The organism is Arboricoccus pini (assembly GCF_900187945.1).
Classification (GTDB): Bacteria; Pseudomonadota; Alphaproteobacteria; order Geminicoccales; family Geminicoccaceae; genus Arboricoccus; species Arboricoccus pini.
The window spans coordinates 294,220-319,205 of the sequence record NZ_FYEH01000001.1; the positions used below are offsets into that span (position 1 = coordinate 294,220).

Below are 24,986 nucleotides of genomic sequence, written 5' to 3' on the forward strand. Positions count from 1 at the left end.
TCAGACCCCGCGTCCAGGCCGGCGACGTGTCAGGAGCGATCTTTGGACGCGAAGCCGTCGATCGATGAGGGTCTCGAGGCCGCCGGGTGATAGCAACAGGACAGCTACTACCGTTACGCCCCAAAGAAGTGGGATCAGTTCCGCCTGATTGCGGGACGCTTCTTCCAGGACGGTCAGGCATAGGAGGCCAAGCAACGGGCCATAGAAGGTGCTCGTGCCGCCGACAATAGCTGCCGCCACGATCTTGAACATCACGCCGGGGCCGAAATCAGGCGGATTGATGATTCCGTTATAGGCAGCGAACAGGACGCCGGCCACGCCTGCGATCCCGGCACCGACGACGAAGGCCAGAATCCTGAAGCCCTGCGTGTTGATTCCGATTGATTCCGAGAGGTCCTCATTTCCGGCGACAGCGCGCATGATGGCGCCGATCTTTGAGCGATCGATGAGGTAGAGAATGAGGCCCAGGACAACCGCGAGGCAAAGAACCAGTTCGTAATAACGCGCCGGCTCGGACAGGTTCAGTCCGAGAAGTGAGCCTGGTCGAGGAATGAAGGCGATACCGTTCGGGCCACCGGTGATCGTGTCGAACTGCACGAAGCACTGGTTGATCGCCTCGCTGGCCGCGAAGGTGATCAGGAAGAAGTAATGCTGGCGCGTCCGCAGGACCGGAAAGGCCAGGGCGAGGGCTACGGCGCCAGCGACGCAGGGGCCGGCCAGCAGGGCCAGCCAGAACGACCAGGGCGGCGTCGCCGTTGTCATGAGCGCCATCGTGTAGGCGCTCAGGCCCATGAAGGCCACATGGGCGAACGACCAGCCACCCGTCGTCGTGATCAGCCGATAGCTCATGACCAGGATGGCGTTGATCATGAAGATGACGAGCACGCTCCGGCCGTAGTCGTTCAAGAAGCTTGGCGCGACGCACAAGGCCATCAGACCCAGGATCGTGACGACCACGCCGATGAGAGAGCGCATCAGAACGCTACCCTCATGCATGGAAGATCCCTCGGAAGCGGTCGCGCCAAGCCCTGCTTCCTTCCTCATTCCCTTACTCCAAGCAGCCCGTTCGGGCGGAAGGCCAGGATCAAGATCATGATCAGCGCGTCGATCATGGCGGAGAACTGGCCATGATTGGTGACGGTGAGCACCGTGTCCAGCGCGCCGAAGACGACGGAGGCCAAAGCCGCGCCCGGCAGGCTGCCAATCCCGCCGACGATGATGATGATGAATGAGCGCCAGATGGCGTCACCGCCCATGAACGGGTTGATGTTTAATGTTCCGGCCATCAGGACGCCGGAGGTGGCGGCAAGAGCGCAGCCCAGGAACATAGTGATCGATTCGATGCGTGGGATATCAACGCCTTGGAGGAGCGCGCCGGATCGGTTCTGTGCGGTAGCACGGATCGCCCGCCCCAGATTCGTCCGCAACAGGAACCAGCCAAGCAGCGTCACCACAGCGAGCGTCACGCCGCAAATCACGAGACGCTGAATGGGCAGGATAACAGTGCCGATTCGCACGATGCCCGGGAACAGCGGGATGATGGTCTTGCCGATCGGCCCCGCGACCTCGATCATCACGACCTGCAGGACATAGGAAAGGCCGAGTGTCGCCATGAAGATCGAGAAGGTGTTGCCTTGCAGGCGGCTGATCACGGTCTTTTGCAGGATCACGCCGAGGAGCCCGATCACGGTCATGGCCACAACGAGCGCGATGATGAAGATGAGGACCGATGGGATCGTGCCGCGGAGAAGTGAGTTGATCGCCCAGATCGTATAGGCGCCCAACATATACATTTCACCATGCGTGTAGTTGATCACACGCATGGTGCCGAAGATCAGCGCGAGTCCGATTGAAAAGGAAAGGTAGAACGCGCTGAGGAAAAAGATGTTTGCAACGATTTGCACCGAGATCTCCGGACGGGGCGACCTGCCGAATTCAGAAGCGCTTAATTCTGCGCAAAAATCTGGCCGCCCGCTTTTAGCGTCGGGAGAGCTTTATCCTTGTTCATTGCCCACCAGGCACTCGTGTCGATCGTCTTGTCGGCGACCACGTTGCCTGCCTGATCGGTTTTGTACATGATCATCGGAGTCAGGAGGTGATGGTTGACGCCGAAGATCTCCTCGCCGCTCCACTTCGAATCGCCGAAGATCGGGTGTGCTACGGTTTCCAAGCCATAAAGCGTGTCTTTGACAATAGAGGGGTCGGCGCTCTTGGCGGCCGCCCATCCTGCCTCAAGCGTCGCCGCCGTCGCATAGGCGATCGACGCCCAAGGGCTCCATTGGCCGATGCCGAAGCGCTCGATGTAGTTTTTGTAGAAGGTGTTGACTCGGGGGCTGATTGTCGGCTCCGAGCCGTCGATGACAGGGCTGCTGTAGAGCCTGCCTGCGGTCTCCGCGGCTAGGCCTTGTTCGATGAACAGCGGCATGTCCCATAACTCGCTGCCAAAGATACCGGTGAAGCCGAGCTGCGTTGCCGTCGAGACCATCAGGGCCTTGGTGGGCCCCTCGAAGCCGAGCTCGAAGATCAAGTCCGGATTTTGCGCGATGACAGGCGTCAAAAGTCCCAGCATGTCGCTGGAAGCCGACGGATTGTAGCTTTCGTTGTAGACGATCTGCACACGGTCGGCGTAAGGCGCCACACCGGCCTCCATGTAGGTCTTTCCGGCCTTTCCGAACGAGGTATCGTTCGTCAAAATAGCGACCCTCTTAACTTCCGGATGCTGCGCCAGCATGTGGCTCATGATGACCATGTTGGCCAGCGGCGAACCGCTAACGCCGCCCATGAGGAAGGGAAACTCCTTGCTGACGTAGCCGGCGCCATAGGCGATCGACAGTACCTTTTGCTCGTTCGTCAAAGTCGCGATGGCACGCCGACAAGCGGGCGTATAGGTCTGGAGGACGTATTTGCAGCCGTCTTCGAGAATGGCGCGCCGAGCTGCCTTGAGCTCCTCGCCGGCCGTGTAGCAGGCATTGTCGTAACCTCGGACATCGAGCTTGACCCGCTGGCCGCCGATGTTGACACCACCGGCAGCATTCAATTCCTCGGCCCACATCTGGACGCCCCGGGTCACGGGCAGGCCCACAACGGCGCAATCCTTGATCTGCGGGTTGATGACGCCGATTTTCAATGCTTCCGTATCAGCCAGGGCGGGCGTGAGCCTAACACTGCCGGTGGCCAGGGCTGCGCCGCCCAAGCCCGCCAGTAGGGATCGTCTCTTGATGTACATCGGCGGCTCGCTCATTGATCGAGGCCGCCGAACGTTCGGTCCGGTGGCCTGCTGCTATGGTCCTGAGATGGCCGCATCATGGAGGCTTCCTTCAAGATGGCGAGAGCCCGGCCTCCGCATTGGCGCGAAGTTTCCGAAGTTTGGCGTCCCTATCCGCGATCCTGCCTTTGGGGACGCCACCTGGACCTCCCACGGAATTTTTGTCCGATCCGAGTGCCTTGCGTTCCTCCAGCATGCCGCCGGGCGGTGAAGAGGCCGTCTCTACATGAGCCAATTAGCGATGCGTCGCTCGTCGCATATGGCGATGTCATGGTCGAATGGCATTGGCAGCACGCGCTTTGCGGTGGACTGGTTCTCGTTCAGCTGCTTCATTTCAAAGGCAAATTGAGGCAGGAAGTGGCGGCCGACGATGGATTTCCATCAGCCGTTCGGGGCATTGAGATCTGTGAAGCCGGTCAAGACTGTCCGGCGATGCAACTCGGGAACATGGCGGCAGGCAGCACGGCCACGACGAGCATAGCGTCAGTTTGCCGCTTTTAGTGTTTCGCATTGGGCATCATGCGCTTCATCAACCTTTCGAAGAACGGCCGTTCGGTCACCACGCGATACGACCAAACGGCCGCAGCTTTCTCGGCCGCGCTGCCATGGCTGCCTCCGCCTATGGGGCGGATTTTTCCACGCGAGCTAGGATAGGTCACGAAAACGCGTGTGACGCGGTTGCGGTCAGCGGCCGACGATATTTGGAGAATACTTCATCGATCCGTCCAAAATCGCCATGATGACAATATAGACCCAATCAATATGGTGTTATTCAAGGGGTTAAGCCTGGGCCAAACTTGCATCGATCAACCCGCAGAATTGACGCATGCGGGATACAAGGATGCGCCGGCGCTGTACCACCGATCCGTGGCCTGAGTACGGCTAAAGTCGATCCTGCCACCCAGATCTTTGTCGGCGTTACCCAGACGGGAAAGACACGCTCTCTGAAACACATCCAGCCAAACATAGGCGGATTTCGCAGGGATATAGCGTACATTAGTGTGTGCGGGAGCTAATCCAACGAACGGAGCGCTGCCGCGCAGATGCGCAAGTTCGGCGCCAGCCTGACGAGGCGCTCGACAGGTGTCAGAAGCGTCGCATTGGATTCGCGGACGCGCTTCACAAGCAACTGACCCAAGCAGTGTTTCCGCAATGGGCACAAGTTGGTAAAATGTACGGCAAGTTGATGAAATAATCAGCAAGTCCCGGCTTCTGAAATTAATGCGAAAGCGCGCGCGACCGGCTTGACAAAAATTCCGGCAGAGTAAAGATATATCATCTATCATATGACAAGGGGCGACGCCTTGGCTTCTATCAACTGCGATATGGGCGAGTCGTTCGGCATCTACCGCTTTGGCGATGACGCCGCCTGTCTCCCGTTTGTTACCCATGCCAATATCGCCTGCGGCTTTCATGCTTCTGACCCGGTCGTCATGCGTGCGACGGTGCGCGCCGCGAAGAACGCCGGCGTTAATATTGGCTCGCATCCAGGGCTTCCAGATCGCGAAGGTTTCGGGCGGCGCGCGATGCGTATGACGCGCGAGGAGGTTTCGGCGCTGGTGGTCTACCAGACGGGAGCGCTGCAGGCGTTCGCCATGGCCGAAGGTGCGAGCCTTTCACACATCAAGCCTCACGGCGCGCTGTTTGGCATGGCGCAGAATGACTACGGCGTGGCCGAGGGGATCGCCGATGCGGCGGAAGTCTTCGGCCTGCCGGTGATCGCCTATTCCGACTGTTGTATGTCGGAGGTGTTCACGCGCCGAGGCATCCCGTTCGTCTGCGAATTCTACGTCGATATCGACTATGGTGACGACGGCCGTCAGATCATTTCGCGCGATCATCCGGCGATTTCCGCCGCTGCCGTCGCTGAGAAAGTGCGGCGTGCTCTTCGCGAGGGCATGACGCGCTCCGTCTCGGGGCGCGACGTCCGCGTGGTTGCCGACTCAATCTGTGTTCACTCCGATACGCCCGGCGCAGTCGAGGTTGCCCGTGCGGTCTTCGAGACGCTTCGTGCCGAGGGGGCGTTGGCAGCCTGATGGGCGCGGTTAGGACGATTTCTGGTCCCGCCTTGCGCCAATCCCTGCTCAAGGAATTGGCGCCGGCCGCAAATGCAATCGGCCGGGCAATGGGAACCGAGGGTCGGGCGGCCCTCTATGCCGTAGGCAACTCGGTCCGCCGAGCGACGTCCGGCGCCGAAATCGCGCGCCGAATTTGCGGCGACGGAAGCGTGGGCCGCCTGTTTCGAGAAACGCTGACGGAAGCTGAAACCGCCTTTGGCGATGGAACGTCGAGGCTGGGAGTCATGGCCTATGCGGCTTTCTCGGCGGGATTCAAATGCGTGGAGTCCGGGTACTCACCTCAGTCGATCCTGGCCGGCTTGGAGGCGCTCGGCGCCGAGGTCGACGACGCCTTTGTCGCCGAGACCCGCCCTTTTGAAGACTATAAGCCGCTTTTGCGGGCGACCGCGCTTCCTGCTGGACTTGATGCCCTGTTGGTCGAGGCGCTCGAGTGCTCGGGGTCTGAAGGACTGGTCGAGGTCGAAGAGGAAAGCGGGTCGGGAAATCGCATCGAAGCGGGTGAAGGTTTCGTGATCGAGATGGAGTCGCTTCTCGATGGCGAACTGATCGCCATGGATGACGTGTTTCTTGTGGTCGCCAATGATGTCATTTCCGATTTTCGCGCGCTCGTGCCGGTCATCGAAGGATTTGCGACCAGCAACAAGGCGTTGATCATCGCCGCACGCGGATTAGAGGGGCAGGCGCGTGCTCTTCTGGAACGCAATCGCCAGGCCAAGGTCCTGCGGATCGCCGCGCTCCGGCCGCAAGACCAGGGGCCACGCGCCGCAGAGCTGCTGGAGGATTTGGCGATAGCGACGGGTGCGGTGCTTGTATCCGAGCATGTCGGCACATCCCTTGATTCGCTGCGCCCGGACATGCTCGGGCATGCTGCGGGTTACCGGCGCAACCGTACCCGTGCCGCTTTCCTTACCCCGGCCGGCCATTCGCAGGCGATCGACGACCGCGTGCGCTACCTGGAAACAGAGGTCCGGCGCCATCGTTATCTCGCGTTCGATCGCGAGCATGCTGCCCGCCGGTTAGCGCGGTTGCGGCAGCGCTGGACGCGGCTCGTTCTCGATCCGGATCGCCTATCGCAGGGTGAAGATAGCGCCCCCAGAGTTCGCCGTCTCATCGCAACGCTCGCCTCGGCACGCGCCGGCGGTGTGATCGAAGGTGGTGGCATGGCCCTCGACCGTATCGCAGCCCGGCTTGAAGGCAATCCTGCAAGCTCTCAGTTCGCGGCGCGTGCCGTGATTGCAGCCTGCCTGCGCGCTCCACTCGGCCATTTGCGACGCAATGCGTCTAGTGCGCGTCACGCGTCGTGGAGGCCGTCCAGCGCAGACGGCATGGCCGATCCCGCCATGCTCTCGCGCGGCATTCTGCAGATGGCGCTCTCGCTTGCCGGCTGCTTGATCAGCCTGGAAGGCGCCATCCTGCGTGGTTGAGATGCAAGAATGCGAAAAGATGTTGAAATGAACAGGCAGATCCAAGAGGCGATGCTGGAAGTCCAGGACGTCGTTCACCGTTATGGCAATGTGACGGCGTTGTCGCATGTCTCGATCTCGGCCGAGCGTGGTGAGTTCCTGACTATTCTTGGCTCTTCCGGTTCCGGCAAGACCACAATGCTGCGCGTGATTTCGGGTCTAGAGACGCCGACCTCTGTCGGTAAGCTTCGGATCGACGGCCAGGATGTGGCGGGCCTTCCCGCCGCCAAGCGCAACTGCACGACAGTCTTCCAGAATTATGCGCTGTTCCCACACATGTCGGTGATCGAGAACGTCGCCTACGGATTGCGCATCCGGCACATGAACCCGAGTGACGCTTTGCGGGAGGCCCGCCGGGCACTTGCCATGGTTCAACTTGAGGCCAAGGCCGAACGCGGCATCCGCCAGCTCTCCGGCGGAGAACGCCAGCGAGTGGCGCTGGCGCGCGCTGTGGTGACGAAGCCCGCTGTGCTCCTGCTGGACGAGCCGCTCGGCGCCCTGGACGAACGTCTGCGTCAGGACATGCAGGTCGAGCTCAAGGATCTGCAACGTTCGCTCGGCATGACCTTCGTCTACATCACCCATTCCCAGGAAGAGGCGCTCACGATGAGCGACCGGGTGATCCTCATGCGGCATGGGAGCATCGTGCAGAGCGGCCGACCGCTCACGCTCTTTGATCGACCGGTGAGCCGGTTTGCTGCCGACTTCATGGGGTATGAGAACATCCTTGAGGGCAGGCTGATCGCGCGCGACCAAGAGAGCGGCCTGATCGAGCTTCCAGGCGGCGTTCAGGTGCGAGGGATGCTGGCCGAAGGCGCCTTTGCGCCCGGCGATGGCATCGGCCTCGCGATCCGCGCTGAACGGATCGGGCCGGCGGACGCCGACTATCCGAACTCGGTGCCGGCAACCGTCCGTTCCCGCATCTATCGCGGAAAATATACCGACGTCGTCGTCGATACCGCGGCCGGGGCGCTCAGGCTGCGAAGCTGGCACGGGTCCCACGCCGAGGCCGAGGACATCGCGCGTGTGGGCTGGAAGCCGGCAGATGCGGTGATTTTCAGCCGCATCAGTGAATGAATACGAAATATTTAGAAAGGCAAACTTGGAATGGACGATAAATTTTCAACGACATCGCAGATCGAGCTGACGCGTCGATCGCTGCTGGGGTACGTGGGAGCGGCGGCGGGTGCTGCGGCGCTGGCTGGCGTCATGCCCAAGGCGGCATCTGCAGCTACCCCGGCGGTCAAGGCCTACGGCGTTCCGACCTCGGCGCTGAAGGATTGGACGCCGATGGAGAAGTCCATCGGCATCACCTGCGAACTTAGCGGTGCCAACAATGACGTCGGCGTCTTCATGCGCGATATCATGGCCTCCGATATCGGCAAGGAGATGGACATCTTCACCTTCGAATCGGGGACGCAGAACATCCTCGGGCCGAAGGGTTTCTATGCGCGCCTCGATGAAAAGCACCCGGAACTGACCCTTTGGCAGCGCACCTCGGACGACTGGAAGCGCTCGCCGCTGGCTGTCGATCCCGACGGCAACCAGTGGGGCGTGCCGATGATCGGCAACGCCGACAGTTTCGGTTACTTCCCCGCAGCGGTGGGCGTTCCGGCCGGCAGCACCGAGGAACTGTCCTGGTCGCTGGTCTTCGACGATGAGAAGACACACGGACGTGTCGCCTATGGCAAGGTCTATGCCTATTCCATGGGGACTGCGGCACTCTACCTGCAATCGAAGGGTGCAACCTTCGGCAATCTTGCCGATCTGACGCCCGCCGAAGCCAAGACGGTCGCCGATTTTCTTATCGAGCGTAAGAAGGCTGGTCAGTTCCGCACTCTCTACGATGCGTTCGAAGAGCAGATCCAGTTGCTGACCAATAAAGAGGTCGACGTCATCAACTGCTGGGAACCGGCTGTTCGCGAAGCTAACAATACTCTTGGGCCGAATACCGTCTTCTACGCATATACCAAAGAAGGCTACAACAAGTGGGGTATTGCCGCCTATATCTCGGCCCAGGCAATCGCCCGTGGCAACGGCGACAACATCTACAAGGTTTTGAACTATTTCCTTGGCGGTGAATACCACGCACTTCAAGCCCGTGACCGGGGTTACGGCGGGCCGAACCTGGACCTCGCTGTCGAATATGCCGAAAAGTCCGGCTGGTCCGCCGACGAGGTTGCGGCATTGAAGGCGACCGAGGAGAAGGTCCGCAAGAAGTTCACGAAGCCGTATGTGTCGTTCACCACGCCGAAGAACGCGTCGGCGATGGAAGAGGAATGGCAGCGTTTCCTCAACGCCTGATCGTAGCGACGGCGGTACACGGGCTACGACCGTGTACCGCACGATATTAAAAGCGAGACGAGAATATCATGACCACGCAAACTAACCTTGCGGAGGCGGGAGCGGGGGATTCCTTCCTCAAAGGGATCAGTCGAACCCTGTCGCGCACAGACATTGCCTTTGTGGTTATTCTCGTCGCTTGGATTTTTATCGTGGTGCTGCCGCTGGTGATCCTGTTTGCCTTCAGCTTCTTCACCACGGAATATTACGAGACCGTCTACAAGCCGACGCTTGATACGTGGATCGGCCTGTTTTCCTCCGGACGTTTCGAGGTTGCTTTTCGCACCCTGCGCCTGGCGCTTACTGTCACGTTGATTGAATTTGCGCTTGGCTATCCTTTCGCGCTCTGGTTGGCGAAGGCGCGCATGCGAAGTGCGACGAGGGCCATCTATCTTGCCATGCTCACCATCCCTTTCTTTCTGGACACCTCTTCCAGAACGATCATCTGGCGCGCCATCCTCGGCCAAGCGGGGCTCATCAACACGATCCTCATGCATACCGGACTGGTGGCACACCCGGTCGAATGGCTGCTCTACTCAGAATTTTCGGTTCATTTCGGCCTGATCGTCGCCCTCTATCCAACCATGGTGCTCCCAGCCTACCTTGCAATCAGCCTGATCGACGACACGCTCCTGGAAGCGAGCAAGGATCTTGGCGCCACGCCCCGACAAACGCTGACACGTGTAGTTCTCCCGTTGTCACTGCCGGGGGTTCTCGCGGGTATCGTCTTCACCATGGGATCCGCACTTGCGGCTTGGGTTGAGCCCGGCATGCTGGGCGGCGGGTTCGTCAACCTGCTCTCCAATTCAATCGAGAGCGCCTACACCGCACTGCGCTATCCGGTCGTCGCGGCCCTTTCCGCGTTCGTCATCCTTCTGCTTCTGGTCCTTCTCGCTCTGATGTATCCGCTGATGCGCATGTTGGGCTTTAGCAGCCTCACTCTCAAATCCTGATCTGCTGGAAGTGGCCCAGATGCAATCCATTCCTGCGACACGGACGATCAAACTCGAGGCCAGCTATTCGGCTTTCTGGCCGCAACTGGGCAAATGGTGCGGTATCGCCATGCTGGCCCTGATCTATTTCCCGCTCCTTTGGTTGGTGCTGCTGTCAGCGTCGAACGATCCGCTCTCAGGCATTCCCGGCCCGTTCTCCCTGCGTCACTACGGTTCGTTGCTGGGCAATCCGCAATGGCACGGTCCGATGGCGGCCAGCCTTCTCATCGCGGCGATAATCGGACTTATCTGCGCCGTTACGGCGACGGTGGTCGGACGCGCGGTGGCGAGGATATCCAAATCGGGATGGGTACTCGTCCTGTTCGTCCTGCCGCTTTTCGTGCCCGGCATGTCCATGGGAGCGGCACTCTTCATCTTCATCGGCGCGGTGCTTGGCCTGCCGCTCGGCTTCTGGAGCATCGCGCTTGGCCATTACATCTGGGCCTTCCCATTTTCCTTGCTGATCATGCTGGTGGTGACACTGAGGTTCGACCGCAGCCTGATCGAGGCCGGCAAGGATCTGGGCGCCAGCAACTGGCGCGTGTTCTGCGATATCGAGTTCCCCCTCCTGATGCCGGGGATCGTCAGCGCCGGCCTTTTCGGGTTCCTGATGTCATTCAATGAAATCATGCGTTCGATCTTTCTGCGCGGAACATCCGAGACCATGCCTGTCTGGAGCTGGATTCAGGCGGCCGCCCAGCAAAGCCAGGTTCCGGTCATATTCGCTCTCGCCTCGATCGTGCTGTTGATCTCGCTGCCGCTGCTGTGTGGCGTGTTCTGGCTTTTGTTCTCAAGACTCAACAAGGTTTGAGAGGGACGACGGCAAATGAGGCGCTCAATCCTCGCTCTCGTCGTCCGGTAGGAACTTCACCAGCACATTTGCCGCTGCCGTCAGATCCATCTCCACGGAGGCCCGTGCCGCTTTGGCGTCGCCCCTGCTGAGGGCTTCGATGATATTCGCGTGCTCGTTATTGGCCTGATGGCGATAGTCATCGTCGTCGAATAGCCGGGTAAAAACGGGTCCCGCTTTAAGCCACAGGTGTTGGACCATGTGGAGCAGTTCCTGATTTTCCGACTTTTCGTAAATGGCAAAATGAAAGTCTCTGTTCAGCGACAGATAGGCCTTCGCGTCGGAGGTCTCGATCGTTGTCGCGATGCGCTGGAGAAACTTGTCAAACTTGACGAAATCCTTGGCCGTCAGCTTAGGCGTCGCCAGTTCCGCTGCCAGGCCCTCGACCGCCACGCGAATCTGCAGCAGTTCGAGAAAATGTGCCTTCGTCATGCGTGGCACCACGATCGAACGGTTGGGCAGAACGACCAGAAGACGCTCCGCCACCAGCCGCTGCAGCGCCTCGCGAATCGGCGTGGCCGAGATGCCGTAACTGGTGGCCAGGGTACGGATGACCAAGGGTTGCATGGGTGCGAACAAGCCGGTGGTAAGACCTTTGCGGATCTCCTGATAGGCACGGTCGTTCAGCGGCTGATGCTCGATTTTCGCCATGAAAAACAGGTCTTTCTATCGTTGTCCCCGCGCCTTGCTTCCAAGGCAAAACCCAACCGGAGTGCGAGAGCGTATATCATATACTCCCTTCCATGGAAGAGGCCGGTCCGTGTCAACTGATGCTCTCACTCCGTTCGTCAAAGGAAACCGCATTGACGAGGTATTATATATCATATACGGGCGATGGACGCGTTGCCGGCACTTTCTCGCAGGTGCCAGGGCAAGATGGAGAGCGATCGGATGCTGCATGATTCCCCAAAATTCTATCCGGGCGGCGATCGGGCAATCGAGGTGGAAATCGGGGACGGGATGGACTTCACGGTGAATTTCATCGTGCATCGCCTGGTCGCAGCGGTGAGAGAGGCCGGGATCGCCGCAATCGAGGACATCATTCCCGAACTCGCATCTTTCCAGGTGAACTACGATCCCGACCGGATGACGTATGAGGATCTCACAGCCGAGATCGGGCGCATCCATGCGGCCGTCGGATCGGGCGTCCAGGGCTCGCTGCCCAGCCGGCTGATATCGATCCCCGTCGCCTATTTCGATCCGCAGACGACTAAATGCATAGACGATTACTGCGGGACCTATCCGGAGAAGCAACCGGACCCCGAACTCGTCTGCGCGGCAAATGACCTGCCGGACAGGGCCAGTCTGATGCGCCGCCATTCCCAGACGGAATACTGGGTGGCGGCGCTCGGCTTCTGGCCTGGCCTGTGCTCGCTTTTGCCGCTTGATCCGCAGGCACGCATCGTTGCGCCGAAATACAATCCGCCACGGACCTGGACGCCGAAAGGCGCAGTCGCCATCGGCGGTGCACTTACCTGCATCTATCCAGATCGTACGCCCGGGGGCTATCAACTCATCGGCCATACGCCCGCCCCGATCTACGACGGCACGCAGAGATTGTTCGATTTCCGCGACAGCCCCGCTCTCTTTAAGGCCGGCGATCGCGTCCGCTTCGTTCCGGTGACGCTCGAGGAATACGCGCATGTCGAGGCGAACGTGGCCGAGGGAACTTTTCGCCACGACATCGTCGATTATCAGGTCTTCGCCGTGGACCGTTATCTCGAATGGTCCGCTGCCCGTTCAGGGAAAGCCAAATGACAACGGCTCAGATTACCGTTCTCAAGCCGGGGCTCGAGACCACCGTTCAGGAGCTTCCGGGCCGCATCGGCTATCTGGGGCAGGGATTCCCGATTTCCGGCCCCTTCGACGCGCGCTCGTTCCGGCTGGCCAATCTTCTTGTCGGCAACAGGCGCGACACAGCGGCACTTGAATGTCAGTTTCTCGGGCCGAAACTCCGTTTTGAGTCGGCCGGACTGATTGCGATAACCGGCGCCGATATGCGCCCCAAGCTCGATGACACGCCGATCCCGATGTGGACGACGATCGCCATCGCCGCCGGTCAGACGCTTGAGCTTTCGGCCGCCTTGACCGGAGCGCGGAGTTACATCGCGGTCTCTGGCGGGATCGCCACGCCGCCCGTTTTGGGATCACGCGCTGTCTTTCACATGGCCGGCGTCGGCGGCAGCGCCCTCAAGCGTGACGACGTCCTGCAGCTTGGCGAAAGCGACGCTGGCGGTACGATCCTGCATGTGGCGCAAGAGCGCCGCCCGATGATGGCTGCGAATGGTATCTGGCAGATCGAGGCCTTGGCCGGCCCCAATGATGACTGGCTGGATCCAGCCTCGGTCGACACGTTCTTCGCGGCCGAATGGAAAGTCCAGGCCAAGAGCAACCGCACAGGCATAAGGCTGACCGGTCCCGAGTTCGCGTTCTCGGCGCGCGCGTTGGATAAAGACGACGCCCACGGGTCGCATCCGTCAAATATTATCGACCATGGCTACCCGCTGGGTGCGGTTAACCTCGCCGGCCAGACGCCGATCATCCTTGTTTTCGATTCGCCCTCGACCGGCGGTTTCATCAACCCTTTCACCGTTGCGAGCGCCGCGCTTTGGAAGCTCGGCCAGGCAAGGCCGGGCGAGACGCTCCGCTTTTGCAGGATCGACCGGGATCAGGCTGCGCGGCTGCGTGCCGAGTTCAATGCTATGTCCAGTCCCGAGGTACTTGATCGTGTCTGATATGACGACCGAGGTCGCCAGCGGTTCGTTTGATGACCCGCTTTTCGCCGGTCTGCTGGAAAGTGTTCCGCCACCGGTCACCGACCGGGAGGCTGTGGACCTCGTCCGGCGGTTCTGGGGTATCGAGGGCCAGGTCGAAAACCTGGCCTGCGAGCGCGATGCGAATTTTCACATCACTTCCGATAAGGGCAAGGGCTACACGCTGAAGATTTCGAATCCGGCGGAGAAACCCGAGTTCACGAATTTCCAGACCGAGGCCTTGCGCTGGCTGGAGCGTGTCGATCCGGACCTGTCGGTTCCGAGACTTGTTCCATCGCGGGAGGGCCGCTTCGAGCTGGATGTTCCGCTGTCCGACGGTCGGCGGAGCATCGTTCGGCTGTTGACCTGGATCGAAGGCAAGCAACTCTACCGTGTTGGCATGTCGAAAGGCATCCCGGCTCAGATCGGCCGCATGTTGGCGCGTCTCGGCCGAGCGCTGCGAAGCTATGACCACCCGGGCGCGACCCACGCGATCCTTTGGGATATCCAAAATGCCGACCGGCTGAAGCCCTTGATCCGTTCACTGCCCGCCGATGCGCTGCGCGACCAGCTCGAGGAAGAGCATTATCGCTTCACGGCAGTGACAAAGCCCAAGCTCGTACGGCTGCGCCGTCAGGTCATCCACAACGATTTCAATCATCACAACATCCTAATGTCCCCGACGGATCCATCGCGGATTGCCGGCGTGTTGGACTTTGGCGACATGGTGAACACCTATCTTGCAATCGATGTGGCGGTGGGGGCCTCCTATCTGCTGCCGGCGGACGGCGACCCGCTTGGCGATCTTGGCGCCATGCTGGCAGCCTATTCGGCGGAAACGCCTCTTCAGCGTGCGGAGGTGGAATTACTGCGTGATCTGATCGTCGCTCGGCTGATGACGACCATTGCGATCACTGGTTGGCGCGCGGCGCGCTATCCGCAAAACGCCGCTTACATCCTGCGCAACAACGGCGCGGCCCGAAGTGGAATGGAGCGCTTCGCGTTGCTTCCGCGAGAAACCGTTACCGAAGCTTTCCTGATCTCGGCAGGACTGGAATAGAAAATGCTTAAAGAGGCGATGGTAAATGCCTTTGTGGAAGGGGAGACTCCATTGTCCCCGGAAACAGAGGCCATGATTGCAAGACGTAAGGCTTTGCTCGGCCCAGCCTACCGGCTGTTCTACCAAAAGCCGCTACATCTGGTGCGCGGTAAGGGCGTCTGGCTCTATGATGTCGAGGACACCGCCTATCTCGACGCCTACAACAACGTCACCTCGATCGGCCATTGCAATTCCCATGTGGTCGAAGCGATTGCCAGGCAGGCCGGTACCCTCGCCACCAATACGCGGTACCTGCACGGATCTATTCTCGATTACTCGGCTAGGCTGCTTGCCACGATGCCACCCGAGATCGAACATTTGATGTTTACCTGCACGGGCTCGGAGGCCAACGATTTGGCACTGCGCATCGCCCGTACCTTTACCGGCGGCACGGGCATCATCGTCACCGAGACCGCCTATCACGGCATTACCCTTGCCGTGTCGGAATTCTCGCCTTCGCTCGGCGAGAAGGTTGATCTGGGCTGCCATGTGAGGACGGTTCCCGCTCCCGATAGCTATCGCTCGGAAGATGTCGCGGCCGAATTTGAGAAAAATGTCCGTTCGGCGATCGCCGATCTCAAGCGCCATGGCATCAAGCCGGCAATGTTTATCTGCGACGGCATCTTTTCCTCCGACGGAGTCTTCGATGGGCCGACAGGCTTCCTGAAGGGAGCGGTCGAGGCTGTTCGGGAGGCCGGAGGGCTCTACGTCGCCGACGAAGTCCAATCAGGATTCGGGCGGACGGGTGATGCGATGTGGGGCTTCCAGCGCCACGGCGTGGTCCCAGATATCGTGACCATGGGCAAGCCTATGGGTAACGGATACCCTGTCGCAGGTGTGGCGGCACGCCACGCTGTTCTCGAAGAGTTCGGAAGAAACGGGCGTTATTTCAATACGTTCGGCGGGAATGCCGTGGCAATGGCCGCAGCACATGCCGTCCTGGACGTGATCGAGAACGATGGCTTGATGGCAAACGCGCGCGCCGTCGGGGCCTATCTGCGCGAAGGAATCCGCGCTCTACAGCCAGACTATCCGTTGATCGGCGACGTGCGCGGTGCTGGCCTGTTCATCGGGGTGGAGATCGTCGGCAATCCGCTCGCCCGTACGCCCGACGCCGCGCTGACCTCCGCCATCGTCAATCAGATGCGCGACGAACAGGTCCTGATCTCGGCATGCGCCAAGGCGGCGAACGTGCTCAAAATTCGCCCGCCTTTGATCTTCACCCGCGAAAATGCCGACTTCTTTATCAGCAAGCTCAGCCTCGTGCTGTCGCGACTTTCCTGAACCGAGGTGCTCGCCATGGCCATCATACAGATTGTCCCGCCTGTTCCAGGCATTCTCTACCTGAGTCCCACCCCGGGTGCGGCTCTCTTCAAACAGCCAGGTGACGCCGTAGCGGCGGGCGAAACGGTGGCGCTCGTCGAAGTGATGAAGTCGTTCCTCCCCGTCGAGGCGGAAGCGGCGGGCACCTTCGTGCGCTATCTTGTCGACAACGAGGCGAATGTGGAACCGGATCAGGCCGTCTGCGAGATCGAGGGCTGACCATGTCCACTGGAATCAGCAAGCTTCTGATTGCCAATCGTGGCGAGATCGCCGTTCGAATCATTCGCGCCGCGCGAGAACTCGGAATTGCGACCGTGCAGGTTGTCAGCACGGCGGATCACGACATGCTCGCGGCGAGAATGGCCGACCAGGTGATTGAGATCGGTCCGGCGCCCGCTACCAAGTCCTATCTGAATGTCGAACGGGTCCTTGCTGCGCTTGCCGAAAGCGGCGCCGATGCCGTGCATCCCGGCTATGGGTTTTTGTCCGAAAATGCCGCTTTCGCCCGGGCCGTTGCTGCGGCGGGGGCGGTCTTCGTCGGCCCGTCGCCGGAGACGATCGAGCAAATGGGCGACAAGGCCAATGCGCGTCTCAGCGCGATCAAGGCGGGGGTGCCCGTCGTGCCGGGCAGTGATGGCCGGATCGAGACTATCGAGGTGGCCTTCGACGTGGCGGCGACGATCGGCTATCCGGTGATGATCAAGGCCGCGGCCGGCGGAGGTGGGCGCGGCATCCGGATCGTGCGCAGTCAGGAGGAACTCGATCAGGCCTTGCAGGCCGCGCGTGCCGAGGCGCTGGCAGGCTTTGGCGACGGCGGAGTCTATATCGAGGCCTATATCGAGAATGCGCGGCATATCGAGGTGCAGATCCTCGGCGATGGCGAAACCTTCGTGCACCTTCATGAGCGCGAATGTTCGATCCAAAGGCGGCGCCAAAAGGTCTGGGAAGAAGCCCCTGCGGCGATGCTGCCCGCCGACCTGAGGGCGGAGCTTTGCGCGTCTGCCGTGCGGCTTGCCGCCTCGGTCGGCTACAGCGGCGCCGGAACCCTCGAATATCTCTACGATGCGCACCGCAACGCTTTTTATTTCATCGAGATGAACACCAGGATTCAGGTCGAACATCCGGTGACGGAAATGATCTCCGGCATCGATATCGTCCGCGAGATGCTGCTGATCGCCGGCGGCGCAAAACTCGGCCTGCGGCAGGAGGACATCCGCATCAATGGGCATGCGATCGAAATCCGCATCAACGCCGAAGATCCCAGCCGCTCTTTCTTTCCCTCGCCGGGCAGGATTGAGGAAATCGTGGTGCCGGAAGGCAGCGGGCTGCGCTTCGATACCGGCATTTATGCAGGCTATACGGTCCCGGCCTTCTACGATTCGCTTCTAGGCAAGCTCGTGGCCTGGGGGCAGGACCGGCCTGCCGCCATCGAAAGGCTGAAGCAGGCGCTTGATGCCACCTTCGTCGGGCCGAAGCCGACCACCCTTTCGCTTCACCGCATGCTCGTGCGAGATCCGGATGTCATTTCCGGCGCGGTATCGACCCAATGGCTCGAGGACTGGATTGCTCGTGCGCCACGTTTCGGGCAGCCGACCTCATGACACGTATCGTGGTCTAGGGTTTGACCAACAGTCAGCAAGAAAGGCGTATGCCTACGATGAGCCGGAACATCCCGCGCGATACGATGGCCTTGCCGGAGAGCGTGGATGAGGCGCTAGACATCCTAGCGGCATCCGACATCGAGACGGTGCCGATTGCTGGGGCGACCTGGATCATGCGCGGCCCGACCCGTTACGAGCCGATCCCGCCGAGGCTGGTTGCGCTCAACAGGATCGCCGAGCTTCGCGAGTACGACTTCGATTCGGACCCGATCCACCTCGGTGCCATGGCAACCCACGACCTGATAGCGCGTTCGCTTCCCAGCGGCGCCGATCTGCGTTGCTTGGCGCTGGCGGCGCATCAATCCGCCAATCCGGGGATCCGGCGGCTGGCCACCGTCGGTGGTAATCTTTGCGTCGTCGGGTTCGCGGCCGCCGATCTTGTTCCGGCGTTGATGGTCCTCGACGCGACGGTCTGTCTCGCCCTGCCGGGCAGGCGGCGGCTGGAACTCGACTTGTCGGAGTTCATGGCCTTTCGACGTAAGCCCGGACGGTATCTGACCACCGGCGTCCGCTTTGCACGCAACGCCCGGATTTCGGCGCATGTCCGGGTCCCCATGCGCGACTATCCTGTCTGCATCGTCAGTCTTTCAGTCGGGATGGATGCATCGGGGCGTATCGCCGATCTCAGACTTGCTGTCGGCGCGGTGGAGGAGGATGGGCGGCGCTGGAAGGAATTCGAGGACGAGGCCCGGGGTAGCGAGCCGGATCCTGTCGCCATGGGGGAGCTTGCCCGGAAGCTTTCGACTACGTTGACGCCCCGCTCGGCGCATGATGCGCCCGGCTGGTACCGGGTGCAGGTGCTCCCGGCCATGGTTCGGCGGGCCTTCGCGCAAGTTCGTGCAGAGATGAGGTAGTCACATGGACGTACAGTTTTTTGTCAACGGCGAGGAACGTACATTCGGCGGTGACCAACGTACGCCTTTGTTGGACGTGTTACGTGGCGACTTTCGTCTGACAGGCACCAAGAGCGTCTGTCGCGGCGGCTTTTGCGGTGCCTGCACGGTTTTGATCGACGGTGAGCCTGTGCCCTCCTGTCAACGACCGGTCGGCCTTCTTGAAGGCGCTGAGATCACGACGATCGAAGGCATGGCACCGGTCGGCGAACTCAACTTGGTCCAGCAGGCTTTTCTCGATCACGACGTCGTGCAATGCGGTATGTGCTTTCCCGGCATGGTGATTACGCTGACGCATTTCCTGGGGAGCAATCCCATGCCTGGACGTGCTGAGATTAAGGAGGCGCTTGCCGGTAATATGTGTCGCTGTACCGGTTACGAGCGTATCGTCGACGCGGTGCTCTCGATCTGTCCGACGGAGCAAGCCGAAGACCAGCCCCCCGTGCCGGAGGTCAGCGAGCGATGAGCGTCAAAATTGATCCAGAAACTGCGGTGATGGATCTTCCGCGCCGCGATGCCCGCGACAAGCTGACGGGGCGCACACGCTACATGGTCGATATGGCCGGGAGCGATGCCCTGCGCGCGGTCATCGTGCGAGCCAAGGTGGCCTCTGCGAAAATCGTCAGGCTGGATGTTTCCGCAGCCGCGCGGATGCGTGGCGTGCGCGCGATTGCCACGGCTGCGGACGCACCGGAACTGCATGGCATCGGTATTCAAGACCAGCCGCTGTTCGCGCGCGATCGCATTCGCTATCCGGGGGAACCCATCTGCGCCATCGCCGCGGACACGTTGGAACAGGCGCGCGCCGCAGCCGATGCCGTCTTGCTCGAACTGGAGGACCTGCCAGCCTGCTTTTCAATGGCTGATGCCCTGGCCCCGGACGCGCCCATCCTTCATCCGGACTGGAAGAATTACGAGTGCATCGTCGATGGCGTGGCACGGGCGGGCAATATTGCCTGGGAGGCAAAGGTGCTGCGCGGCGATGTGGACGCCGCTTTCGCGCGCCCGGATGTGACCATCGTCGAAAGCTGCTTTCGGGTCGGCAGGCAGAGCCACATGCCCTTTGAGCCGCGCGGCGCGCTGGCCTCTTATGAGGACGGACGCTATCACATTATCACCTCGACGCAGGTTCCCTGGACCGTCCGTGCCGTCACCGCCAAAGTCCTGGGCGTGCATTCCTCTTTGGTTCGCGTCACCGTTCCGCCGGTCGGCGGCGCCTTCGGACTGAAATTCGATTGCTCGATCGAGCCAATGGCCGCGATCCTCTCGCGAAAGACAGGCCGCAGCGTCTCTCTCGTCAATTCACGCGAGGAGGAAACGACCACCTGCCTTTGCCGCGAAAATGCCGATATCTGGATCCGCTCGGCCATCACGCCCGAAGGCACGATCGCCGGCCGCGAGGGCGTGGTGCTGATGGACGCGGGCGCCTATGGCGGCGAACAGGTGTTTCTGTCCACCATGACGGCGCATACGCTGGGCGCGAGCTACAGGCTGGGCGCTGCGCGTTTCTCCACGCGCGTCATCTACACCAACACGCCGCCGAACGGCGCCTTCCGTTCCTGCAATGGCGCCTACAATGCGTTCGCGCTGGAGCGGCATACGGACGAAATCTGCCAGAAGATCGGTATGGACCCGATGGCGTTCCGGAAAAAGAACGTCTTGCGGGATCAGGATCTCGGCTCGACGGGTCAAGTCTTTGAAGGCGACGTGCTCGGCCCGATGTTGGAGCGGATGGAAGCCCTGCGGGCCAGCACCGGGACCCAGGAACATCGAGCGGCCGGTCGTCTCTATGGCCGCGCAACCACCGTGGGGACCTGGAATATCTTCGTGGGTCCTTCGACCGCGACGGTGAACCTCAACGCCGATGGATCGGCTACCCTGATCACCGCGAGCGTTGAGATCGGCTCCGGCTCGATCACGCAAGGGGTGCCGCAGATCGTTGCGGCGAATCTCGGCATTCATCCATCCAAAGTGATCGTCAAGGGTGCCGATACCGACGCCGCAGGCTACGACATGGGGACAGGTGGCGGACGGACCGTTGTCTCAATGGGATCGGCAGCCACCGCCGCTTGCGCCGTTGTGCGCAAGCGCCTTCTCGAGACGGCTTCCGAACTTCTCCAAACGAAGCCAGAGAATCTCGTCCTGCGAGATGGCCGAGTCGAAATTGAGGGCCGTCCCGGCTCGGGGACGGCGATCGAAACAGTCATCGCGCGCGCCGAACAGACTCAGGGACCGATATCAGGCTCCGGTTCTTTTACCGCGCCGGGAACGGCGAAAGCTATGCCAGGCTGCGCCGCCGGGCATTTCTTCGACGCGATGGATCTGCCGGTTTTCGTCGTTCATGAGGGCGAGGTCGCGGTCGACCCCGAGACCGGGGAGGTCGAGGTACTCGCCTACCGGGTCGTGCAGGACGTCGGGCGCGCAATCAATCCGCGTGCCGTGCGAGGCCAGATCCAGGGGGCTGTTATCCAGGGTATCGGCTACGGGCTGCACGAACAGATCACCATCGGCCCGTCCGGCGCCATCGAGCAGACCGGCTTCGAAACCTATCACATTCCGCTCGCTCAGGATGCGGTCAAGGTGGATATCGATCTTTTTGAGGGAGCCCCGTCCTGTGGGCCTCTGGGCACGAAGGGCGTGGCCGAGGTCGCCATCATGAACGGCGGCGCCACCATGGCCTGCGCGATTGCCAACGCGACCGGCAAAAAAGTGCAGCAGTTGCCTCTGGTGGCATCCAGGGTCCTCGGTCTGGTCGAAGGCTTTGAAGAAATGCTCGAACACCCGCACATCAGCCGCAAGTGGTCAGATAACATTCTCAAGTGAGGCCGCGTATCGGCGTAAATCAACGAGCTCGCCTTCCAATGCGGAAGTTGGCGCATCTTTTTGATGTATCGCTCGAGAACCTAAAAGACGCGATTGTCGTCGACGATCTGCTCCAATGCGTCTTGGGTGCCATCCATGGTGGCGTAATACCGATTGGCCGCCGCTTTTAGGTGCAGGCGCGAATCGCAAACGATATTGCAATCATCATATCGTTTTATCGATTTCCTCCCATGGCGCTCGGGGGTGTCTGCGCCCGCTCGGGATGGGCGCAGGGCGCACGATGGCTCCTCGGCGATTGTCAGTCGGTTCGGCAGTGCGGTATGTCATGGCTGCATTGCCGTTCCTACGCGGAGTCCGCCGTTTGCGCCGTCCGACGAGACCTCTGTTCCTGTTGACCTTCTTGACCTCATTCCTGGCCATCAATGCCGGGCATGCGCAGACGGCGAGCGAGCCGCCGCCGCCAGCACCGCAATTGGGACCCGCCGAACCGTCGCCTGAAGCGCGACGGGAAATTGATAGCCTGCAGCAGGAGTTGGATGCGGTCGACAGCCTGTTGTTGCAGTCGAAGCTCGACGAGGCGCGGGAGCGCCTGAGCGACGCACAGGGCAGGTTCGACAAGCTCAGCCGGGAGCGGGGTGGTGAGGTGCCGCAAGGCTATGTACCGGCTTTCGTGATCGAGGAAAAACTGGGCGCATTGCGCCAGCAGATCGACGAGAAGGCGGCCGGGAGCGAATGAGTACGACCAAGCAGCGGACGCCCGGCGACCTGACGGTCGCCCTTTGGGCAATGAACATGGGATTGGCGCCGGCCTCGGCCGAAGCCTTCATCGAGACCGCCAAGACCGAGATGCGGGCCGCTCGGGCGCGGCAGGCGGACATCATGGTCATGCCAGAATATGTCTGCGAATCCTGGCTCACCTTTGCGCCAGCCGGGCTGGCGGAGACGGCCGAGATCGCCTGGATGGCCGAAGTGGCGCAGGCGATCCTGCCGGAACTCGCCCGCGAGGCCGCTCGGCTCGACATGCTGCTCGTGGCCGGCACGGTGCCGGTTGCCGTCGACCAGGGCTATCGCAACCGGGCCTGGATTTTCACGCCCGAAGGTCAAGTCCTGGCTCAGGATAAGCTCAGCCTGACGCCCGACGAACGCGATCCCGAAGCCTGGACGCTGGTGCCGGGCGACGAGGTGACGCTCATCACGTGGCGCGGTCGGCGACTGGCCGTGGTCATCTGCCTCGACATCGAGCAGCCTGCTCTCGGGGCCCGCCTGCAGGGCTTGGACATCGACCTCATTCTGAACCCTTCCGATACTGGTCGGTTGTCGGGTCATTCCCGTGTCTTCAGCTGTGCCAAGGCCAGGGCCGTAGAGCTCTTCTGCGCGGTGGCGCCCGTGGGCGGTGTCGGGCCGGTTCCGGTCCAGGGCGAACGTGGCAATGTCTCCGGCGCTGCCATCTATCTGCCTTGCGAGGCGGCCTTCGGCCATACCGGGATCCTGGCCGAGCAGCCCGCTGCCGATCGGACGGAGGGGGCCGGTCGCTGTCTGATCGCACGCGTGCCCCTGCGGGCATTGCATGCAGCACGCAAGGCGGGGGGCGAGGTGTGGCTGGGCGCCTGGTCGGCCGAATCGCTTCGGCTCAACGAGCCGCCGATCTGTCCGAACTGATGTCAGGCCTCGATATCGAAGAGCTTGCCATTGGAGAGGATGCGACCCGAACGGCGGTGATGTCGCGTATTGCGGCTTACCGGCTCGGGGGGCGCGTAGGGTCGGAATTCGCGGGGTGCGAGGTGAGTGCCGGTAGGCACAGCCTCGGTCCGTTCGTTGGCGTCTTCCGGTGCGTAGCCTTGCTCGGCGACGAAATAGCTGCCCTCGATAAGCGGCCCGTTACCGTCGCCCGCACTGTCCTTGTTCTTGCCACCCATGGCACCGGTGCCTTCTTCCATCTCCAACAACATCACCTTTCAGATGAACCAAGGTTTCTTCCGGGTCATGGTTAAACGTGGCAAAAGCGTATCAGGATGTTTCCGCCACAACGAAGCGAGCCAAGGAACGCCCTGATGGGACGACGATTATTCGGCACCGATGGCATCCGGGGCACAGCGAACACGGAGCCCATGACGGCCGAGACCGCGCTGGCCCTAGGCAAGGCAGCTGGCCGTTTCTTTCGCCGCGGCGATCACGCGCATCGGGTCGTGATCGGCAAGGATACCCGGCTTTCCGGCTATATGCTCGAGCCGGCCCTGACGGCGGGCTTCACATCGGCTGGCATGAACGTAATCCTGACTGGCCCGATCCCGACACCGGCCGTCGCTTTCCTGACCCGTTCGCTCAGGGCCGATCTCGGCGTCGTCATTTCGGCCTCCCACAATCCCTTCGAGGATAACGGCATCAAGCTGTTCGGCCCGGATGGTTACAAACTCTCCGACGAAATCGAACTGGAGATCGAGGCGCTGATGGCAGCGGATGACCGGATCGGCCTGGCCGGTGCCGCCGATCTCGGCCGGGCGCAGCGCATCGAGGATGCGCGCGGGCGCTATGTCGAGAGCCTGAAGAACAGCTTTCCCCGTCATCTTACTCTTCAGGGGCTCAAGATCGTCGTCGATGCTGCCAATGGTGCCGCCTACAGCATGGCGGCCGATCTGTTCTGGGAGCTAGGGGCCGACGTCGTTCGCATCGGTAACCAGCCGAACGGCTTCAACATCAATGCGGCATGCGGCTCGACGGCGCCCGAAGCCATGCGCGCGGCCGTGGTCGAGCATAATGCCGATCTCGGCGTGGCCCTGGATGGTGACGCGGACCGGCTCGTCCTTGCCGATGAGCAGGGGCGACTCGTCGACGGCGATCAGGTTTTGGGGATGATCACGCAAAGCTGGCTCAAGGCCGGAGCGGTGCAAGGAGGCGGCATCGCTGCCACGATCATGTCCAATCTCGGCCTGGAGACCTTCGTGCGTGGCCTCGGCCTCGACTTTCATCGTACGAAGGTCGGCGATCGCTACGTCGTCGAGGCGATGCGGGTGCAAGGCTATAATATCGGCGGCGAGCAATCCGGCCATATCATCCTCAGTGATTTCGCCACGACCGGCGACGGCCTCATGGCGGCCCTCCAGGTCCTGGCTGTGCTGCGCTCAGAGGATCGGCCGCTCAGCACCGCTGCGCGGATCTTCGAGCCCGTGCCGCAGCGCCTCGTGAATGTTAAGCTTACCAACCCTGTCGATCTCGAGAGCGGCGCCATTGCCCGCGCGATCGAGGCGCAGCGCCGCCGCCTCGGCGACAATGGCCGGGTGGTCGTGCGCAAATCCGGCACGGAGCCCCTGCTTCGCATCATGGTGGAGGCGCATGACCCGGCTTTGCTCGATGCCGTGATCGACGAAATTCGCGGCGCGCTTCACTGAGCTTTAAGATTAACTATCTTTTGGATGGTTTCTACTTATAGGCGTATATCTCCTGCT

General features: G+C 61.3%; 23 protein-coding genes. 18 read left to right on the forward strand and 5 right to left on the reverse strand.

The window, feature by feature from the left end; translation table 11 throughout:
• The 3 genes from CFB17_RS01415 to CFB17_RS01425 are packed head-to-tail and all read right to left on the reverse strand — an operon-like array spanning window position 1 to window position 3,241.
• Window positions 1–996, reverse strand: a complete 996-nt coding sequence (locus CFB17_RS01415) for a branched-chain amino acid ABC transporter permease (protein WP_165769359.1) — start codon at window positions 994–996, stop codon at window positions 1–3.
• A gap of 44 nt (window positions 997–1,040) precedes the next feature.
• Window positions 1,041–1,904, reverse strand: coding sequence for a branched-chain amino acid ABC transporter permease (locus CFB17_RS01420; protein ID WP_165769360.1), 864 nt, complete (start codon window positions 1,902–1,904; stop codon window positions 1,041–1,043).
• A 41-nt stretch (window positions 1,905–1,945) separates the two neighbouring features.
• Window positions 1,946–3,241 carry an ABC transporter substrate-binding protein gene (locus tag CFB17_RS01425; RefSeq protein ID WP_088559603.1) on the reverse strand — a complete coding sequence of 432 codons (1,296 nt, stop codon included), beginning with the start codon at window positions 3,239–3,241 and terminating at the stop codon, window positions 1,946–1,948.
• 1,328 nt (window positions 3,242–4,569) lie between these two features.
• Here CFB17_RS01425 and pxpA point away from each other — a divergent pair.
• From pxpA to CFB17_RS01460, 6 genes are all read left to right on the forward strand, one after another.
• The gene (gene pxpA / locus CFB17_RS01435; protein ID WP_207761885.1) at window positions 4,570–5,301 is read left to right on the forward strand and encodes a 5-oxoprolinase subunit PxpA; all 732 of its coding nucleotides are present in this window, start codon (window positions 4,570–4,572) and stop codon (window positions 5,299–5,301) included.
• A gap of 455 nt (window positions 5,302–5,756) precedes the next feature.
• Window positions 5,757–6,767 carry a hypothetical protein gene (locus CFB17_RS01440; RefSeq protein ID WP_133063809.1) on the forward strand — a complete coding sequence of 337 codons (1,011 nt, stop codon included), beginning with the start codon at window positions 5,757–5,759 and terminating at the stop codon, window positions 6,765–6,767.
• Between the two features lie 27 nt (window positions 6,768–6,794).
• A complete protein-coding gene (locus CFB17_RS01445) occupies window positions 6,795–7,883 on the forward strand; it encodes an ABC transporter ATP-binding protein (RefSeq protein WP_165769361.1) in 1,089 nt (362 codons plus the stop codon).
• A 30-nt stretch (window positions 7,884–7,913) separates the two neighbouring features.
• On the forward strand, window positions 7,914–9,110 hold the full coding sequence (locus tag CFB17_RS01450; RefSeq protein WP_088559608.1) for an ABC transporter substrate-binding protein: 1,197 nt from the start codon (window positions 7,914–7,916) through the stop codon (window positions 9,108–9,110).
• A gap of 68 nt (window positions 9,111–9,178) precedes the next feature.
• Window positions 9,179–10,102 (forward strand): ABC transporter permease, encoded by a 924-nt coding sequence (locus tag CFB17_RS01455; protein ID WP_088559609.1) that lies wholly within the window; start codon window positions 9,179–9,181, stop codon window positions 10,100–10,102.
• 109 nt (window positions 10,103–10,211) lie between these two features.
• The gene (locus CFB17_RS01460) at window positions 10,212–10,952 is read left to right on the forward strand and encodes an ABC transporter permease (protein ID WP_165769362.1); all 741 of its coding nucleotides are present in this window, start codon (window positions 10,212–10,214) and stop codon (window positions 10,950–10,952) included.
• A gap of 24 nt (window positions 10,953–10,976) precedes the next feature.
• Here CFB17_RS01460 and CFB17_RS01465 read toward each other — a convergent pair whose 3' ends face one another.
• Window positions 10,977–11,642, reverse strand: coding sequence for a GntR family transcriptional regulator (locus CFB17_RS01465; protein ID WP_088559611.1), 666 nt, complete (start codon window positions 11,640–11,642; stop codon window positions 10,977–10,979).
• 240 nt (window positions 11,643–11,882) lie between these two features.
• Here CFB17_RS01465 and CFB17_RS01470 point away from each other — a divergent pair, with 240 nt between their 5' ends.
• The 11 genes from CFB17_RS01470 to CFB17_RS01520 all read left to right on the forward strand — a co-directional run bounded on the left by CFB17_RS01470 (window position 11,883) and on the right by CFB17_RS01520 (window position 23,202).
• Window positions 11,883–12,749: a 5-oxoprolinase subunit B family protein gene (locus CFB17_RS01470; protein WP_165769363.1), complete on the forward strand. Its 867-nt coding sequence runs from the start codon at window positions 11,883–11,885 to the stop codon at window positions 12,747–12,749.
• A complete protein-coding gene (locus CFB17_RS01475; RefSeq protein WP_088559613.1) occupies window positions 12,746–13,726 on the forward strand; it encodes a 5-oxoprolinase subunit C family protein in 981 nt (326 codons plus the stop codon). Before CFB17_RS01470 ends, CFB17_RS01475 begins: the two co-directional genes overlap by 4 nt.
• Window position 13,727: 1 nt before the next feature.
• On the forward strand, window positions 13,728–14,804 hold the full coding sequence (locus tag CFB17_RS01480) for a phosphotransferase (RefSeq protein WP_243389689.1): 1,077 nt from the start codon (window positions 13,728–13,730) through the stop codon (window positions 14,802–14,804).
• Window positions 14,805–14,807: 3 nt separating this feature from the next.
• Entirely contained in the window at window positions 14,808–16,127 is a 1,320-nt protein-coding gene (locus CFB17_RS01485) for an aspartate aminotransferase family protein (RefSeq protein WP_088559615.1), read from the forward strand.
• 15 nt (window positions 16,128–16,142) lie between these two features.
• Entirely contained in the window at window positions 16,143–16,385 is a 243-nt protein-coding gene (locus CFB17_RS01490) for a biotin/lipoyl-containing protein (protein ID WP_088559616.1), read from the forward strand.
• Window positions 16,386–16,387: 2 nt separating this feature from the next.
• Window positions 16,388–17,767, forward strand: coding sequence for an acetyl-CoA carboxylase biotin carboxylase subunit (locus CFB17_RS01495; protein ID WP_088559617.1), 1,380 nt, complete (start codon window positions 16,388–16,390; stop codon window positions 17,765–17,767).
• Window positions 17,768–17,823: 56 nt separating this feature from the next.
• Window positions 17,824–18,681, forward strand: coding sequence for an FAD binding domain-containing protein (locus CFB17_RS01500; RefSeq protein WP_165769365.1), 858 nt, complete (start codon window positions 17,824–17,826; stop codon window positions 18,679–18,681).
• Between the two features lie 4 nt (window positions 18,682–18,685).
• Window positions 18,686–19,186, forward strand: a complete 501-nt coding sequence (locus CFB17_RS01505; protein WP_088559619.1) for a (2Fe-2S)-binding protein — start codon at window positions 18,686–18,688, stop codon at window positions 19,184–19,186.
• A complete protein-coding gene (locus CFB17_RS01510; RefSeq protein WP_088559620.1) occupies window positions 19,183–21,543 on the forward strand; it encodes a xanthine dehydrogenase family protein molybdopterin-binding subunit in 2,361 nt (786 codons plus the stop codon). Before CFB17_RS01505 ends, CFB17_RS01510 begins: the two co-directional genes overlap by 4 nt.
• A gap of 391 nt (window positions 21,544–21,934) precedes the next feature.
• Window positions 21,935–22,279, forward strand: a complete 345-nt coding sequence (locus tag CFB17_RS01515; protein WP_088559621.1) for a hypothetical protein — start codon at window positions 21,935–21,937, stop codon at window positions 22,277–22,279.
• Window positions 22,276–23,202, forward strand: coding sequence for a nitrilase-related carbon-nitrogen hydrolase (locus CFB17_RS01520; RefSeq protein ID WP_088559622.1), 927 nt, complete (start codon window positions 22,276–22,278; stop codon window positions 23,200–23,202). Before CFB17_RS01515 ends, CFB17_RS01520 begins: the two co-directional genes overlap by 4 nt.
• A gap of 2 nt (window positions 23,203–23,204) precedes the next feature.
• Here the strand turns inward: CFB17_RS01520 and CFB17_RS01525 are convergent, their stop codons facing one another.
• On the reverse strand, window positions 23,205–23,486 hold the full coding sequence (locus CFB17_RS01525; RefSeq protein WP_165769366.1) for a hypothetical protein: 282 nt from the start codon (window positions 23,484–23,486) through the stop codon (window positions 23,205–23,207).
• 108 nt (window positions 23,487–23,594) lie between these two features.
• On the opposite strand from CFB17_RS01525, the gene glmM reads away from it, so the two are divergent.
• Window positions 23,595–24,929, forward strand: a complete 1,335-nt coding sequence (gene glmM, locus CFB17_RS01530; RefSeq protein WP_088559624.1) for a phosphoglucosamine mutase — start codon at window positions 23,595–23,597, stop codon at window positions 24,927–24,929.
• Window positions 24,930–24,986: the final 57 nt, after the last annotated feature.

Bases quoted from the DNA above. Each gene is read 5' to 3' on its own strand.
- CFB17_RS01470 (WP_165769363.1), top strand. From the start codon at position 11,883: ATGCTGCATGATTCCCCAAAATTCTATCCGGGCGGCGATCGGGCAATC.
- CFB17_RS01510 (WP_088559620.1), top strand. From the start codon at position 19,183: ATGAGCGTCAAAATTGATCCAGAAACTGCGGTGATGGATCTTCCGCGC.
- CFB17_RS01475 (WP_088559613.1), top strand. From the start codon at position 12,746: ATGACAACGGCTCAGATTACCGTTCTCAAGCCGGGGCTCGAGACCACC.
- CFB17_RS01450 (WP_088559608.1), top strand. From the start codon at position 7,914: ATGGACGATAAATTTTCAACGACATCGCAGATCGAGCTGACGCGTCGA.
- CFB17_RS01495 (WP_088559617.1), top strand. From the start codon at position 16,388: ATGTCCACTGGAATCAGCAAGCTTCTGATTGCCAATCGTGGCGAGATC.
- CFB17_RS01465 (WP_088559611.1), bottom strand. From the start codon at position 11,642: ATGGCGAAAATCGAGCATCAGCCGCTGAACGACCGTGCCTATCAGGAG.
- glmM (WP_088559624.1), top strand. From the start codon at position 23,595: ATGGGACGACGATTATTCGGCACCGATGGCATCCGGGGCACAGCGAAC.
- CFB17_RS01480 (WP_243389689.1), top strand. From the start codon at position 13,728: ATGACGACCGAGGTCGCCAGCGGTTCGTTTGATGACCCGCTTTTCGCC.
- CFB17_RS01490 (WP_088559616.1), top strand. From the start codon at position 16,143: ATGGCCATCATACAGATTGTCCCGCCTGTTCCAGGCATTCTCTACCTG.
- CFB17_RS01425 (WP_088559603.1), bottom strand. From the start codon at position 3,241: ATGAGCGAGCCGCCGATGTACATCAAGAGACGATCCCTACTGGCGGGC.
- CFB17_RS01455 (WP_088559609.1), top strand. From the start codon at position 9,179: ATGACCACGCAAACTAACCTTGCGGAGGCGGGAGCGGGGGATTCCTTC.
- CFB17_RS01500 (WP_165769365.1), top strand. From the start codon at position 17,824: ATGAGCCGGAACATCCCGCGCGATACGATGGCCTTGCCGGAGAGCGTG.
- CFB17_RS01460 (WP_165769362.1), top strand. From the start codon at position 10,212: ATGCTGGCCCTGATCTATTTCCCGCTCCTTTGGTTGGTGCTGCTGTCA.
- CFB17_RS01445 (WP_165769361.1), top strand. From the start codon at position 6,795: ATGAACAGGCAGATCCAAGAGGCGATGCTGGAAGTCCAGGACGTCGTT.
- CFB17_RS01505 (WP_088559619.1), top strand. From the start codon at position 18,686: ATGGACGTACAGTTTTTTGTCAACGGCGAGGAACGTACATTCGGCGGT.
- CFB17_RS01485 (WP_088559615.1), top strand. From the start codon at position 14,808: ATGCTTAAAGAGGCGATGGTAAATGCCTTTGTGGAAGGGGAGACTCCA.
- CFB17_RS01415 (WP_165769359.1), bottom strand. From the start codon at position 996: ATGCATGAGGGTAGCGTTCTGATGCGCTCTCTCATCGGCGTGGTCGTC.
- CFB17_RS01520 (WP_088559622.1), top strand. From the start codon at position 22,276: ATGAGTACGACCAAGCAGCGGACGCCCGGCGACCTGACGGTCGCCCTT.